At 57.7% G+C, this 14,365-nt stretch carries 12 protein-coding genes and 1 pseudogene; 5 read left to right on the top strand and 8 right to left on the bottom strand.

The window, feature by feature from the left end; genetic code table 11:
• The first annotated feature begins 22 nt into the window (after positions 1-22).
• A complete protein-coding gene (gene repB / locus CO667_RS28885; RefSeq protein ID WP_097621666.1) occupies positions 23-1,030 on the top strand; it encodes a plasmid partitioning protein RepB in 1,008 nt (335 codons plus the stop codon).
• A gap of 167 nt (positions 1,031-1,197) precedes the next feature.
• Positions 1,198-2,409 (top strand): plasmid replication protein RepC, encoded by a 1,212-nt coding sequence (repC, locus tag CO667_RS28890; protein WP_097621667.1) that lies wholly within the window; start codon positions 1,198-1,200, stop codon positions 2,407-2,409.
• A gap of 167 nt (positions 2,410-2,576) precedes the next feature.
• Here repC and CO667_RS28895 read toward each other — a convergent pair whose 3' ends face one another.
• The 4 genes and pseudogenes from CO667_RS28895 to CO667_RS28910 all read right to left on the bottom strand — a co-directional run bounded on the left by CO667_RS28895 (position 2,577) and on the right by CO667_RS28910 (position 6,452).
• Positions 2,577-3,953: a hypothetical protein gene (locus CO667_RS28895; protein WP_097621668.1), complete on the bottom strand. Its 1,377-nt coding sequence runs from the start codon at positions 3,951-3,953 to the stop codon at positions 2,577-2,579.
• A 132-nt stretch (positions 3,954-4,085) separates the two neighbouring features.
• Positions 4,086-4,940: a hypothetical protein gene (locus CO667_RS28900; protein ID WP_143540757.1), complete on the bottom strand. Its 855-nt coding sequence runs from the start codon at positions 4,938-4,940 to the stop codon at positions 4,086-4,088.
• Between the two features lie 71 nt (positions 4,941-5,011).
• Positions 5,012-6,166 carry a tyrosine-type recombinase/integrase gene (locus CO667_RS28905; RefSeq protein WP_097621670.1) on the bottom strand — a complete coding sequence of 385 codons (1,155 nt, stop codon included), beginning with the start codon at positions 6,164-6,166 and terminating at the stop codon, positions 5,012-5,014.
• Positions 6,166-6,452: pseudogene (locus CO667_RS28910) on the bottom strand (hypothetical protein). The gene CO667_RS28905 and the pseudogene CO667_RS28910 overlap by 1 nt, the downstream one beginning before the upstream one ends.
• A gap of 171 nt (positions 6,453-6,623) precedes the next feature.
• Here CO667_RS28910 and CO667_RS28915 point away from each other — a divergent pair.
• Positions 6,624-7,754 carry an RHE_PE00001 family protein gene (locus CO667_RS28915; RefSeq protein ID WP_179874244.1) on the top strand — a complete coding sequence of 377 codons (1,131 nt, stop codon included), beginning with the start codon at positions 6,624-6,626 and terminating at the stop codon, positions 7,752-7,754.
• Positions 7,755-7,789: 35 nt separating this feature from the next.
• Here the strand turns inward: CO667_RS28915 and CO667_RS28920 are convergent, their stop codons facing one another.
• Entirely contained in the window at positions 7,790-8,287 is a 498-nt protein-coding gene (locus tag CO667_RS28920; RefSeq protein WP_143540758.1) for a gamma-glutamylcyclotransferase family protein, read from the bottom strand.
• Positions 8,288-8,423: 136 nt separating this feature from the next.
• Between CO667_RS28920 and CO667_RS28925 the strand changes: the two genes are divergently transcribed.
• Positions 8,424-9,548: an ATP-binding protein gene (locus tag CO667_RS28925; protein ID WP_097621672.1), complete on the top strand. Its 1,125-nt coding sequence runs from the start codon at positions 8,424-8,426 to the stop codon at positions 9,546-9,548.
• Positions 9,548-11,770 (top strand): S8 family peptidase, encoded by a 2,223-nt coding sequence (locus CO667_RS28930; RefSeq protein ID WP_097621673.1) that lies wholly within the window; start codon positions 9,548-9,550, stop codon positions 11,768-11,770. Before CO667_RS28925 ends, CO667_RS28930 begins: the two co-directional genes overlap by 1 nt.
• 6 nt (positions 11,771-11,776) lie before the next feature.
• On the opposite strand, the gene CO667_RS28935 is transcribed toward CO667_RS28930, so the two are convergent.
• Genes CO667_RS28935 through CO667_RS28945 form a run of 3 tightly spaced genes read right to left on the bottom strand, consistent with a single transcriptional unit; the run spans position 11,777 to position 14,267 of the window.
• Positions 11,777-12,121 carry a DUF6527 family protein gene (locus CO667_RS28935; RefSeq protein ID WP_097621674.1) on the bottom strand — a complete coding sequence of 115 codons (345 nt, stop codon included), beginning with the start codon at positions 12,119-12,121 and terminating at the stop codon, positions 11,777-11,779.
• On the bottom strand, positions 12,118-13,518 hold the full coding sequence (locus CO667_RS28940) for a ThiF family adenylyltransferase (RefSeq protein WP_097621675.1): 1,401 nt from the start codon (positions 13,516-13,518) through the stop codon (positions 12,118-12,120). Before CO667_RS28940 ends, CO667_RS28935 begins: the two co-directional genes overlap by 4 nt.
• Positions 13,515-14,267 (bottom strand): multiubiquitin domain-containing protein, encoded by a 753-nt coding sequence (locus tag CO667_RS28945; protein ID WP_179874245.1) that lies wholly within the window; start codon positions 14,265-14,267, stop codon positions 13,515-13,517. Before CO667_RS28945 ends, CO667_RS28940 begins: the two co-directional genes overlap by 4 nt.
• Positions 14,268-14,365: the final 98 nt, after the last annotated feature.

Consider the following 14,365-nt stretch of genomic DNA (forward strand, 5'->3'; position numbering starts at 1 on the left):
GCCGTGATGGGGAGGTCCATGCATGAGCAAGCGAACACAGTCAATCCGATCTCTTTTTGCAGGTGGCACCGAAGATGCGTCCGCCGACGAAGCTCGACAGCCCATTCAGCGTGTTGCTTCAGGTGCGGTCCGGTCGCTCAAAGACACATTTTCTGAAGTCGAACGCGATTACGAGGAACTGAAGCAGCAGGTCGCGAATGGTGCCCTGCCCGTTGAACTCGATCCCGGCTTACTAGACCCCTCCCCCTTTGCTGACCGCTTTGTCGATCAGGATCTGACGGCAGTCGAGGCGCTGAAGATTTCACTGACAGAACACGGGCAGGAAATCCCTATCCTTGTGCGAGTTCACCCCACTGCACCCGGGCGTTATCAGATTGCCTATGGCCATCGCCGGGCGCGCGCTGCGTCAGAACTCGGCATTGCGGTGAAAGCCTATGTCCGCGAGCTGGATGACGATCGTCTAGTCGTTGCCCAGGGTGTGGAGAATTCGGCGCGCGAAGACCTGACGTTTATCGAGCGGGCAATGTTCGCCTTGAAGCTTGAGGACAGCGGCATCCAGCGCTCGCTGATCCAGACAGCACTCTCTGTCGACCGCCAGGAAGCCCAGAAGCTTCTGAGTGTCGCTCGCGGTGTGCCTCGCTCGCTGATTGATGCAATCGGGCGCGCACCAAAGATCGGACGGCCGAGGTGGCTCGATTTGGTCGAGAGCCTCAAGGTAGCCGGCGCCGAGAAGAAAGCGCGCAAGGCAACGGAAGACAAAGCTTTCGCCCACAAGGATACCGATGATCGCTTTTCGGTCGTACTGAGAGCTGCGAAGACAGGCGAACTTGGAAGCTTGGCAACGCCTGAAGCTCCGGCCGTTGCTCAGTCATCCGATGGCAAACAGATCGCGACCTTGTCGTTGACGGGGAAGCTTTGCAAAATTCAGATCAATCGAGAACAGGACGAAGCCTTTGCATCCTATTTGATGGAAAGGCTTCCTGAACTCTATGCCAATTTCAGGAGCAATGCTCCGTCAACAGAGGACTAAGTCGGAAGGCAGGCGCAAAAGAAAAAGGCCCCCAAACGTTGCCGTCATGGAAGCCTCTCTCATAGGTCTAAGCAGCCTGAGAATCGCATTTCCATGAATCGCAGTCAAGAGTCTTTGGCACCGTTTTGGTGAGCGGATTTCTTTTGCCTTTTGAAAGGTGAAGGAAAATGCAGGTTGGAAATGTGACGACGCCCTTTGGGCGGCGGCCGATGACGCTCGCCCTGGTGAAATCGCAGATGCGGGCCGCCCAGGTCAAACCGGGCAAGTCAGTCGATAAGTGGAAAGTCTTCAGGGACGCTTGCGATGCGCGCTCACTGCTGGGCCTGCGTGACCGCGCCCTTGCAGTCCTTAACGCTCTCCTAACATTCTATCCAGAGGCGGCTTTGAGCGAAGGGAGAAATCTGATTGTCTTTCCGTCGAATGCCCAGCTGACGGCTAGGGCGAACGGGATCGCGGGATCAACGCTCCGAGAGAACCTCGCACATCTTATCGACGCAGGCCTTATCCAACGCTGTGACAGCCCCAATGGTAAGCGCTACGCCCGTAAGGGCACTGATGGAGCTATAGAGACAGCCTACGGCTTTAGCCTTTCGCCACTTCTTGCACGCTCTGAAGAACTCGCTCTGCTGGCTCAGCGGGTCGTGGCGGCTCAGCGGCATCTGAAGATTGTCAAAGAACGCATCACGATCGCCCGGCGCGACGTCCGCAAGTTGATTACGGCTGCTGTTGAAGACGGCGTCTTTGGCGACTGGGGGAAAGTGGAAGCCGTCCACATTGCCTTGATGGACCGACTTCGCATCACCAAGACCGCCGAGGATTACGAGCGCTTGCTTGAAGAGTTGGAACTTCTGCGCGAAGAGGTCATCAACCGATTGGAAGTTCAGGGTATTCAGCAAAAATCCGACACCAATGATGCCGATATCCGGCAGCACATACAGAATTCAAATACCGAATCTATCAATGAACTTGAACCTCGCTCTGAAGATGAGCAGGGCGGAAAGCCGAATCCGGATATTGGACGTAACATCGAGCCGATAAAAGCTTTCCCATTGGGCATGGTGCTTCGTGCCTGCCCGGAGATCGCGATGTATGGCCCCGGAGGCAATATCCAGAACTGGCGCGATCTGATGGCCGCCGCCGTTGTGGTGCGATCTATGCTCGGGGTGAGCCCGTCAGCCTATCAGGACGCTTGCGAGGTCATGGGGCCTGAAAATGCCGCCGCCACGATGGCGGCGATCCTCGAACGCACCGGCCATATTTCGTCGGCTGGAGGCTATCTGAGGGATCTTACGGGGAGGGCACGTCGCGGCGAGTTTTCGCTCGGTCCCGTACTGATGGCATTGTTGCGTGCGCACGGACAGGAGGCTAAGCGAGCGTGAATGTTTCATTCGCCTTTAGAATGGTGAAATTGAGGTGCGTAGTCAGCTGACTACAAGCTAAGTGGTTGATTTTCAGTATGTCGCGCCTGGCATTCCTATCTTGATCCACTACTCCCTGCGGCTTTTCGCGTGCGTCGCTTTGACAGTTAGACGCTCGCTCAGCAAGATTAGCGCTGTCCGCTCCGAAGGCGGCTGCGTCTCGGAGCGGATGCGCTTTCGATGAAGTCGGAGGCTTCGATGTCTCTGCTCTCATCCTTCGATTGGCGTGCGAACACGAGGCTTCTGCCGTCCCGTCTAGTTTGTCGAATGAGAGTTTCGAGGTGCTGCGTCGTTGCTCCGCGTGTCCCAATGTAGCCAGATCGGATTAGGTCCACGAAGGCATCCGCGCGCAGATAATGGCCCCTGAGGTCGCTATACCGGATGCGGAGACCGTCTTTGGGACCATTCAATTCGCCCCGTTCTAATAGGTGTTTGAAATGACCGAGGCTGAGAATAATGCTCGAGGCCGCGGTCGAGGCATAACGCTTAACCAACTTCAGGAAGAACGCGCCGCTGTTCAAACGGTACGGCCCATCAGGTGCAAAATCCTTGTCGAAATCTGTCATACGGGCTACTTCGTCAATGAACTGAGAATTGATAGGCACGCGCCATTGCTTCTCGTCGTTCTCCTCGAAGGTATAATTGTCGATTGTTCGAGTTCGCTTACCGCGTGGTTGCTGGTCCATCATTTTGTATTGGACCATGACAATCGAGTCCTGCAGACGGTTCTGATAAATCAGATCGACGCCGAGAAGCGTTTCGAGCGGCTGCTTGTTGGCTGTGATGACCTCAAGTCGCTCGCCATTTTGCGTGAATATGGCACGGCCGGTGATGTCACTTTCACTGAGTATCCAGCCTTCCACGAAGCGGGCATCGTGCTCGATTACTACGTCCTCGCGGAGCCGAACTCGCGCAAGAGCAGTTTCTCGGGGCAGGTAGATTTCACTGGCGCCGTTCGTTGCGCCGAAGGCCTTCAGTGCGAGTTCCACGGCGTCCTGCTGGGAGCCCCGGGCATCTTCATATCGGGTGGGTTTGGTCATTGGCGCCAGGATAAGCTGGAGCACTGAATAGTTTCTCGGGTCGCTCGCGATACGTCGGATAACGCCGTCTCCCAATTTTGGGCCGGCTCGTTTCAGTTGGTGCTCGTCTGCACCGAATGCGGAAGCTGAAGCCTGGAGTGACGTGCCTACAAATTCGCCTAGCAATGACTCTAATGACGAAGGCGAGATGGTTCCGATGTGATCAAAGGATACGCGAGAGTCGAAGGTGGAAACCGTCTGTATCGAACGGATATATCCAAGCCGTAGCGAGGCCAACGCTCCAGCTACGGTGACGAGCACCAATCCACCACGCTTCCCTTGCCTGGCAACCTCGTGCGGGAAGGTCAGAGAGAATTTCCGGCCGCCCCAGCGGGTCTCGGCAATATTCTGCCACTCGTCCTCGCTTAAAGTCAGAAGGCTAATACCCTTAGAGCAGAGTAGGGCAGCATCTTTTTCGTCTAGCATTCAGGACATCCCCTTCGGCCGCCTCACTTCGCGTTACTCGCCGTCTATGACAGAAGGTCCACCGGGGCGGCCATCTCAATCATGGTTTTGGTACGCTATTTGGCAGAGCGTATTAGGGGCCATCGACCGGTATCACTTCAATGCTTTCTGGATTCGGGTCCACGCTGGTATCCGATCGAGCCGGTAATTCTTAAGCGGTGGTATTTTTGCGTGGCGATCAAACCTGTGAAGAACCCTGAGAATGAGTATCGCAGGATTAAACGCTGCCATCAGAACGCCGCCTATTACGCCTCGATTAGACTCGACGAACGCGTTCAGGTAGGTGCGCTCCATCGCCAGGTCGACTGTCCAGCCGCCTTTGGAAAAGGTAAAAGTTGTCGAGACGGACAGTGCGGCGGGATGCACGATTTCGCATAGTTTCGAATAGAGCTCGCGGGCGCCGTCAATCTTCATCTCTTCGAGGAACCGAAGATATTCAGCAGACTGCCTGGCTTTGTGGCTAATCGGTACTTCTTCTGCTTTCGAGACTTTACGCGCGTGGCTGTAGTGGATGAGTGCATCCTCGATATCTGAAGATGTTAGAAAACTGTCGGCCTTGCCCTTCAGGGCTGCAATCACTGGCTTGTGAATCTCAGCCAGTGTTATCGGGACGACTCCTAAACTATGCCCAGAATCTGCAGCTGCCTCAACCAAGCTGCGCGTCGCAGCTGCCCAACCAAACAGATTGCCTGCTTCATACTCGCGCATCGATGAATCGACCCATCGTGATGCGCGTATGATCGATGAAACAGAAGCCATGTGAGCTCGATCCAGCATCTCTTCCCAATAAATGCGGGCTCCTTTCTCAAGCCCATCATCTTCAGTTAGCATCATCTGCTCGTATTGATGATTGTCCATGAAGCTGTATTGGTCGCGCAAAAGATAAGGCGCGATCGCGTTGCCAAGGCTTCCGTAAATCACACCGGCTTCGCCGAAGAGCGACTTCATCTTGGTTTGATCTGGGAATAGCTGCATATTCGGAAGACTGTCCTTTCCAACCGTACAGAGCCGTAAAAGGCCTATAACATCCGAGTCGCGCGACCGCTGCGCCGAGATGCATTGTTGTAGTAGCTGGATGCCTGTTGAACCGAACGATGCCGTGACTGCTCCATGGCCTCGGGAAGGGGGATGCCGCGATTGGCGGCTTCCGTAAGATACCCGGATCGCAACCCATGCGCCGAAAACTCCCCCGCCTCCAACCCCGCCATCTCCGCCCGCTGTTTGACGATCGCGTTGACCGACTGCGGATCCAGCGGGCGCTTCGATACCGTGCCCCATCGCCCGATCCCCCGAAACACACAACCGTCATCAATCTTGGCCGCCGCGAGCCAGGCTTTCAACGCATCGACCGGCCGGCCAGTGAGATAGACGACATCATCCTGCTCACCGGTGGTCGTCTTTGTGCGGCCGAGATGGATGGCGAGAGAGGGGAGGGGAGGGCCGTCCGCAACTTTGATTGGCGCCTCGACGCTCAGTTGCTCGATACGAAGCCGTGCGATCTCGCTGCGCCGGCGGCCGCCGGACGCGAAGGCGACCATCAGGATTGCCCGGTCCCGCACATCGCGCAAACTGTCGGTGGCACACGTCGCCAGCAGTTTGGCCAGCACATCGCCAGTGACCGCCTTGGTGCTCTTCCGGCTTCGCTTCCGAGGGACGGCGCGTACGGCGAGCCGAATGGCGGATTTGAGGGGAGGGGAGGCGAAAGCGCCATCGAGGCCGCGCCACTTGGTCAGTGTCGACCAGTTGGCTAGCCGACGGCGCACGGTCGCCGGCGCATGCGGGCCTGTCGATTTCAGAAAATTTTGGGCGCGTAGATTGTCCGCCACATCGGCCGGCATACCGTGATCCGGATCGGCGGCGCGCTTTTGCGGATCCCACAGATGCTGCGCGACGAATTTTAGGAGCAACGCCTCGGGTGCCGGCCAGGGTAGAGATCGTTTCGTCGCGGCGAGGGCCCAGGCTTCGATATAGGCGAGATCGGAGGTGATGGCGCGCAGCGTGTTGGCGCCCATGCCCTCGTTGACGAGATGGCGCAGCGTTTCGATGTCCGCGTCGGTCAGCAGCTCGGCGAGTTCATCACGCCGGTCGATCGGCAGCACCGAGGCAATCGTGTCGAGTTCGACGGCTCGCCGCTCCACACCGGAGAGGCTGGCAGGTTTCCGGACAGGTGCCATCAGACTGTCATGGCCTGTGGGCGCCAGCGCGCAATAATCTGTTCGATCTCGCTGCGATAGTCGTGGGGATAGTGAAGGTCCTCTTCGCGCGCCAGCCAGGTGAAGACTGTCGCCATATCTTCGGCGACCTCGCGATCGACATTGGCGAGATCCGCAAGATCGAAACCGCCATGCACGTTGGCGTTCCACCAGGCGAGAATAAAGTTGCCCACGCGCCGGCCCTGGCCGGTATCCTGGTGGGCGATGTTGAGCAGCTTTCGAGGGCGAAACGGACGCGATCTTCCATGAGATTGAGCCTTTGCGGACGGTGGGATTGCGCGACGATAGAGTGATTTGCGAGTCCTGTCGATCTACCATCGATAAACGCTTGTTATCGATGGTTATAAGGTCAACCAGCAATCATACCATGTGGCGAACTGCAATATTAAGATAGAGTTCGTATAGGAAATCATTTACCATGATTTCAATGGCTTATGATCTCGCGAAAATCAGCATGACAGCCCTGATGCGGCCGGCTTTCGACGCCGGTGTCGCGCTCGCGCGTCTCGACGAGCGCATCGCCCGTTCGCCCGTCGGCGCGGGCTTCCTCGAACGATCCCAATTCACCGACGCCTGCGCCTCGCTTTGGATCGACGGAGAACTTGTCCACCTCGAAGACCTCGTCCTCCACGACGCCACGAAGGATATTCGCACACCGACCCATGAGCTGACAATCGCCCGCGACGTCCTGCGAACCCGTCGGCGGATCGCCGGCCAATCTCCGGATTGGGCGTTCTCTACCGACGGCATCCGCTCGCTGCGGAAAACCTCGGAGATCGGGTCGGGCGGCGCGGACGAGGCTACGACGACCGGAGTTATTCGGCCGGCGATCGCGATCGACGCGGAAGGGGAGGGGGATGACGCCGACGACGCCCAAGATCTCCCCGGCGTCGACTATGCGGCTATCGATGCGCTGCTCGCGCGCTCTGACGCTGCGATCGAACGAGCCAAAAAGCCCGGCCGGGCTCCGGCCGATCCGCTGGTCTATGATCTCGACTGGGACGAGGATGCCCGGCTCAATGAATGGCGCGCTGTGTTGCGCCAGGCCGAAAGCCTGCCCGCCGTGCTGCAGGCCATCGTCGCCCTCGATGCCTGGAACGAGCTTTCCGTCCTTCAGCACGCTCCCTGGCTCGGCCGGCTGCTGGCCGCGTCGATATTGCGCCAGGCCGGCGTTACCACGGGCACTCATCTCGCCGCCGTCAACCTCGGTCTCAAATCCATTTCCGTCGACCGGCGCCGGCATCGCGATCGGGAGACCCGGTTGCTCGCGATTGCCCAAGGGCTTCTGGCGGCCGCCGAGACCGGTATCAAAGAACACGACCGGCTAACGCTGGCGAAAACGATGATGGACCGAAAACTGGAGGGGCGGCGGACGTCTTCAAAGCTGCCGGAACTGGTTGAGCTCGTCATGGCAAAGCCATTGGTGTCGGCTGGCATGGTGGCGAAAACCCTCGACGTCACGCCGCAAGCCGCGCGGCGCATCGTCTCCGAGCTTGGCCTGCGGGAGATGACGGGCAGGGGAAGGTTTCGGGCGTGGGGGGTGATCTAGGCAAAGGATTATCAACGTCGGCCAAGCCGAGGGTATTATAGGGTGGACTGGTCGTCAGGAAGGGCGGCGAGGAACGATTGGTATGCTTCCGGGAGGCCGTGATGCGACGCGCCGTCGCGCAGATGTTTTAGGTATGCACTGTTCGGCAGATGCGAGCCTTCTTGCGGAGACGCTACGTAAGTTTCTGTCTCCAGCTGTCTGCCATTCAAGTTGATAGTCACGGTTATCCGGTTGTACGCGTTTGCCGTCGGATCTCTATCACGACGGTAGCCTTCGCTTTTATCAAGCGCAGCCAGATCTGCTTCGCTCAGCTTCCAAACTATTCCCCAAGTGTCGTGTCCGATTTTCGGTTCGACGGACGACACGCCGCAACCACGGTTTTTCGATCGGCGCGGGAAGCAGAGGACATGATCTGGAAGGTAGCCAAATCCTACGAGCGTCGCCCCTGGGCAGCGTTCCATCATCTGGGTAAGATCCATGTTTGACCCATAAGCGAAATAAAGCACGTCTCCACCCTTTGTCAGCGTCGTCACGACTTGGTTTGTAGTCCATAATAAAAGCAAAGAAAAGCAGATGGTTATCAATCGAGTGGAAGAAATTTACTATTCATTATTGAATTCTCTTCCACTTTGAGTGAGACTGCAAACTGGCATACGAGGATTTCCACACATGACGATGGCAAAAGCGGATCTCGACTCCGACATTATCAGCCTTGCGCGCTTGGCGCTTGCGGGCCGAGCCCAGGATATCCAGATGCTGGTGCAGCGCATCGCGCGCAAGACGCGTGCAGACAAGCCAGAGCTTTCCCATTCGCTGACTGCTCTCCTTCGTGAGGCTCCTTCAAAGGAGACCCCACTTCGCCGGATGGCCGAGGTGCCAATGCCGGTGGATTCCGATTCTCGCCTTCACCTGCTCAAAATCGAGGAAGCGATCGAGCTGGACTATCCTCCAGTGCTAGCGTCAGAGGTATCGGCAGCGCTTGACCAACTGATCACGGAGCGTGGCCGTCTTGAAGCTCTGGACGCTGCGGGGCTAGATCCGACGAGAACCGCTCTTTTTGTCGGCCCGCCGGGAGTCGGCAAGACACTCGCCGCGCGATGGCTCGCAAAGCGGCTTGGCAAGCCGCTTATGATCCTCGACCTCGCTGCGGTCATGAGCAGCTATCTTGGACGAACCGGCGCAAACCTGCGCCAAGTTCTCGATTATGCCAAGCAGGCTGACTGCGTGCTCTTGCTCGATGAGCTCGATGCCATCGCAAAACGTCGTGACGACCGGGACGAGGTTGGTGAGCTCAAGCGACTTGTTACCGTGCTCCTGCAACAGATTGATGATTGGCCGGCGACCGGGCTTTTGCTAGCCGCCACCAATCACCCAGATTTGCTCGATCCCGCCGTTTGGCGGCGCTTTGAAATGAAGGTCGAATTCCCGATGCCTGAGCGACCGGCAATTCATAAGCTCGTGAGTGACCTGCTTCAACCTTACAACGACAAAGCTGAACATTGGGCGAAAGTGCTTTCGGTTGCACTCTATGGTCTTTCCTTCAGCGACATCAGGCAATCGGTCGAGCGAGCGCGTCGAGCAGCGGCGATCTCGGGAGAAGCGCTTGAGACACATTTACAAGCCCTGATTTCACTGGATCAGCTTTCGAAAGCGGAGCGCATCACTCTTGCAACGATGTTGGTTGACGGCGGACTTTCCCAACGCGGCGCCCAAAAGTTGACCGGCGTCGCGCGAGATACGGTACGTAGCCATTCACAGACTGAAGCTACCCCGCGCAAACGAAAGGGCGCTTGATGGTGAAGCAGAATTTTCTTCTTGGAAAAGGCGAGCGGCTGGTCTCTTCTGTCACAGGCATCCGGGGTGGTGCTCCCAAACAGCATCCGTATACGTTTTCCGAATCTCGGTCGCGTCTGGCGCCGATGCTCACCCGCGCCGTCTCCCTGGTGGACAGGTTACCGACGGCAGCGTGCCCAGACGACAAAGCCGTTTTGTCGGTTGTTCTCAATCCGGAATACATTGCCAAGTCGTTTTACCCTAAGGAACTTTTTCAGCAGGTTGGCGTCGAGGCCGTAGGAAGTCGTACGCGATCGATCACGCCGCAAAAGCGGTCGCTTGGACGTCCCTCAGAGGAAACCTTGACGACTGAAATCTTCGTGATGGGGCCGCGAGCGTCTCTGCGCAGTTGGAGCGCTGCCCTACCTCACTGGAACAACTTGTCCGCCGCGACAAACGGGATCATTTCCATCGAGGAGATCGGCGCTCCTGACGCGGATGACAAGCTGAAGGGGCATCTGCCAGATACCGGCAAGGTGACTTTTGAGGCGGTTCTGCATACGGACGAACTTCTCGGCGAGCAGAAGATCGTTGGCGCGTTTCGGACCTACCTTAAGGAGCTCGATATCGACGCTCCCATGGACAACAGATTTTATGCAGGTGGGCTTTGCTTCGTTGAGCTGACCGCGCCAAGTGAGCGCGCGGAGGAGATCGCGACCTTCACTGCGGTACGTGCACTTCGACAGATGCCGACCCTCCGCGTGCTCCGGCCGACAATTCGAGCCGCCGCGACACCCTCGCCTCAGATTCGCTATCCTTCGGAACCAGCACTGGACCCAGGGATCAGGGTCGCCATCTTTGATGGTGGTGTGCCAGACAATCATCCGTTGACAGCCTGGGCGACGCCGATCGATACCACGGGCGTGGGTAGCTCGCATGAGGATCTTCGCCGTCACGGTGTTCATGTCACATCGGCGTTCCTGTTCGGGCATATCGACCCCACTAAACCGCTATCGAGGCCTTACGCGCCGGTTGAACATTACCGTGTTCTCGACACTGACCCCAGCCAGGATCCGGATGGGCTCTACGAGGTTCTCTACCGGATCGATCAGACACTCCTCAACCGGCAGTTTGATCTGGTCAACATCAGCCTCGGACCAAATCTTCCTATTGAAGATGACGACGTTCACGCGTGGACCGCGGTGCTCGATGATCGCTTAGCTAGGAACGATACTTTGGCAACGATCGCCGTTGGAAATGACGGGGAGCGGGACGCGGCACTTGGCTTCAACCGGATACAGGTTCCTTCAGACTGTGTGAACGCGATGGCAGTTGGTGCCGCCGATAGTCCTGACATGGGTTGGGCGCGCGCGCCCTACAGCTCCGTTGGCCCCGGCCGAAGCCCGGGGCTTATCAAGCCTGATCTTGTCGACTTCGGCGGTTCGCTACAGCGCCCGTTTCTTGTTGCAAGTCTAGACGGGCGGCCGCAGCTCGAAGTAACCGGCGGAACGTCATTTGCATCGCCTAGCCTGTTGCGGGTGGCCGCAGGCGTGAAGGCTCACCTTGGCGCCAATGTCGACATGCTCGCGGTGCGGGCACTGCTCGTTCATACTGCTGAAGAGTCATCAATCTCTGCTGAAGAAGTTGGTCGGGGCCGCGTCGCCAGAACAATGGACGATATTCTGCTGTGCGACGACGACACAATCCGGGTCATTTATCAAGGGACCATTTCTGCGCGGAGCTATGTGAGAGCCCCGATCCCCGTTCCTGTTGAGGAAATGGCAGGCAAGGTCCAGATAACGGCAACCATCTGCTACAAGACTCTGACGGATCCTCACCATCCAGGTAATTACACGCGTGCCGGCTTGGAAATTGCGTTCAGGCCAAAGGACACGAAGCGGAAAGAAGACAAGAAACTTCATGCGGATACTCAGAGCTTCTTCGGCAAGGCTCAGAAGGGACTGACGGAAGGTGATCTTCGCCGTGACGCCTGGAAATGGGAGAATACACTCCACGCCTCGGTAGGGTTTCTTGGTAAAAGCCTACGCAACCCGACGTTCGACATCCACTATAATGCTCGGCTCGAAAGCCGAGACTTCGAGCCCGAAGACGAATTGCGTTATGCGCTCGTTGTCAGTGTCAAGGCAAAGCGCGTTGCCGACCTCTACGATCAGATCGTTCGTCGATATCAGACGCAGCTCGAACCGCTGCGTCCGGTTGTTGAGATACCGATCCGCAGGTAACCACAATCAATCGCACCAGCGGATTTTTCCGTTCTGAATGAAAAAATGGGAGCGGCAACCAACCTGCCGCCAGACAGAAGGGTGGAGCGTGCCTGTTCCATCCTTTTCCACCTTCGCGCGCCAGACGGCTTTCTCGTCAGGCACCAAGTTCATTTCGAGGACAGCTCCGCATCCGCACGGGCACATCATTGTCGCCTGCCACGGGTCTCCGTCTTCGTTCAAAATGTAGAGGGTCTTCGGGGCAAAAAACCGCGGCATGCTGCCTTCGCGGATCACGCCGCGGTAGGGGCGGCGTAGCAGTGCGCGGAAAGTCCCTGCGACATATTGAGCGGCATCTTGGAACCACGTCATGAACGCGCCTCCGAAAGTTCGGGCAAGCCAAGAAGCGGCGAAATCCGGCCGTGGCCAAGCCAAGGGCAAAGGAGTGCACAATCTTCCTGCTCTTCGTCTGCGGTCAGGCGCAACTGGCCCAAACTGAACTCTATCGAGCCGACATCGCTGTTCGGCATGTGGCGGTAGGAGTGTATCCTTGCCAGAAAATCGTTCACCGCCAAGGCTGCCGCGAACATATTGATGCTGATCACCGCGGGTCGGCTCACGCTCAGGCCGCGGAAATACTTGTCGCGAACTTGCTGTGCCTCCGCTTCCGGATCGGAATTGGCCAAGCCTTCCTGCGCAACGGTGCGGAGCGAGATCACGTCACGGGAAATCAAGCTCGATCGTCCGGGAACGATATAGTGGATCGTGCCCAGGATGTCGCGAATGCGTCCCGCCGCATTGCCATCACCAACCGCATCAAGCATGACGCCGATGTCAAAATACGGGATGATATGGTATGTCGAAACCAAGTTCATCGCGAAGCGCCCGGTATGCGTATCGACGCAACCGAAGATGACGTCGCAGACCGATAGCGCATTGATTGCCGCCGGTGACATCAACGTCGTTGGAATCTTGATAATCCGCGTAGGGAGCTCACTTGTGATCGCTGCGGCTTCAGCCACATCGACCTTGAGCCGACCGGCGCGGGCATCGCGGACGCTGCTATTCAAGATCCGGTTAAGATTGCGCTCCTCGACGGTATCAGGGTCGATGATGACGATTTCGCCGAAGCCGAGGCGGATGAGCTGCTCAAGCAGAGGGCTGCCGGTGCCCGAAATACCGACAATGCCGGCGCGCAGTCTCGCGAGCGTTGCGGTGGTTCCATCCCCGAAGGCCTGATCCTGAGATCGGGCGAACGGAGAATTTCGATTGTGAGCAGTTGCTGGGAAGAGCCGAATGTCAGGCCCTGCAACGCTGATCATGTCGAGCGACCACATCTCGTCGCCCTGCCAAAGACAGCGGCCAAAGAGCCGGCCACATGGTTGCATGACAATGCTGCCGTGAGGAATGTCGGCACCGACCCAGGAGCGGACCACCGGCAGGAGCTCGCGATCGCCGGCGTCGTCAACTTCGGAGAATTGCGGGAAGTTGCCGGGGTGGCAATGAACCTTCACCACGCTCAGCCCAAGTTCTTCCGCATGATCGAGATGAGGAATGATCAGGTCGGTCGGCCACGAGATGCGGTCGTCGAGCCTTTTGCACTTGTCATGATCGAGCAAGACAACGTCGCGAACGGAAAGGCGGTAACGATCTCCATGACAGCTTCCGCCGCAGAGCAGGAGGGCGGCGGCCTCAAGGCCGTCACCAGGGAAGAGATGATGACGCAGCATTTCATGCTGGTCGACCGTCATGCTGAGGGTAACGTTCATCGGGAAGCCTCCTGCTCGAAAATCTCCTCGATGAGGAAGACGTGGGTTTCCAGGCAGTCGACGCCGGGCACCCACAGGTTCGCACCGGAGCGATGACGCGACCAACGCTGGAAGATCCTGCCGTCGATCGGCTGCTCGACCTGCGTCTGCGGGATCTCGCGCCCGTCGATGCGGGACAGCTTGGGATAGATGTAAAGCATGTCGAGCGGCGTCATGGGGTAACCCTGTTCGATGCGGATCGCGAGAGACACGCTCTTATGGTCGAAGCAGGAGGGCACCGGGAAGTCATGAAGGATGGCCCAGGTCGAGCCATCCTTGACGATATCGAAGCGATGGCCATAGGCCTCCAGGAAGGCCATGTCGGCGTCCAGAAGCGGCGCATCGCGCCGCCCCTGAACTTCGCCGTCGGTCTGTTCCTTGCGGATAGCGCGGAACTTTTCAGTGCCCGGATGCCGGAGGTCCACCTTCTCGTCAAGCTCCACCTTCTGCGGCTTGTGGCCGGCGAGCTTGACGCGGAGCGTGTAGTTCTCTGGCGGGGTCAGGCCGGCGAGAACGAGAACCTCGCGGCCGGTGATATACTGCTTCTCCCAGACAAACGACTTGTCGTTGATCTTGAAGCGATAGCCCTTTGCCAAGGGCGGACGCTTGCCTTCCTTTGCGTAGGCTTCCAGTTCGATGATCTCATCAAGGATGTCCTCGAGAAGATCCTCGATGCGGGAGACCTGGTGTTCATTTCCGATGGTGTGCATTTTACCCTCGTGGGTTTGTGGTTGGGCTGACCATCCACCGCGGTCGGTCAGTGAATGCATCATTGTTCAAGCGTGCTAAGTTTGTCAAGCAACAAAAT

The organism is Rhizobium sp. L43 (genome assembly GCF_002531725.1).
In the GTDB taxonomy this organism is placed as follows: domain Bacteria; phylum Pseudomonadota; class Alphaproteobacteria; order Rhizobiales; family Rhizobiaceae; genus Rhizobium.

Bases quoted from the DNA above. Each gene is read 5' to 3' on its own strand.
- CO667_RS28925 (WP_097621672.1), top strand. From the start codon at position 8,424: ATGACGATGGCAAAAGCGGATCTCGACTCCGACATTATCAGCCTTGCG.
- CO667_RS28895 (WP_097621668.1), bottom strand. From the start codon at position 3,953: ATGCTAGACGAAAAAGATGCTGCCCTACTCTGCTCTAAGGGTATTAGC.
- repC (WP_097621667.1), top strand. From the start codon at position 1,198: ATGCAGGTTGGAAATGTGACGACGCCCTTTGGGCGGCGGCCGATGACG.
- CO667_RS28935 (WP_097621674.1), bottom strand. From the start codon at position 12,121: ATGACGTGGTTCCAAGATGCCGCTCAATATGTCGCAGGGACTTTCCGC.
- repB (WP_097621666.1), top strand. From the start codon at position 23: ATGAGCAAGCGAACACAGTCAATCCGATCTCTTTTTGCAGGTGGCACC.
- CO667_RS28915 (WP_179874244.1), top strand. From the start codon at position 6,624: ATGATTTCAATGGCTTATGATCTCGCGAAAATCAGCATGACAGCCCTG.
- CO667_RS28945 (WP_179874245.1), bottom strand. From the start codon at position 14,267: ATGCACACCATCGGAAATGAACACCAGGTCTCCCGCATCGAGGATCTT.
- CO667_RS28900 (WP_143540757.1), bottom strand. From the start codon at position 4,940: ATGAAGTCGCTCTTCGGCGAAGCCGGTGTGATTTACGGAAGCCTTGGC.
- CO667_RS28940 (WP_097621675.1), bottom strand. From the start codon at position 13,518: ATGAACGTTACCCTCAGCATGACGGTCGACCAGCATGAAATGCTGCGT.
- CO667_RS28930 (WP_097621673.1), top strand. From the start codon at position 9,548: ATGGTGAAGCAGAATTTTCTTCTTGGAAAAGGCGAGCGGCTGGTCTCT.
- CO667_RS28905 (WP_097621670.1), bottom strand. From the start codon at position 6,166: ATGGCACCTGTCCGGAAACCTGCCAGCCTCTCCGGTGTGGAGCGGCGA.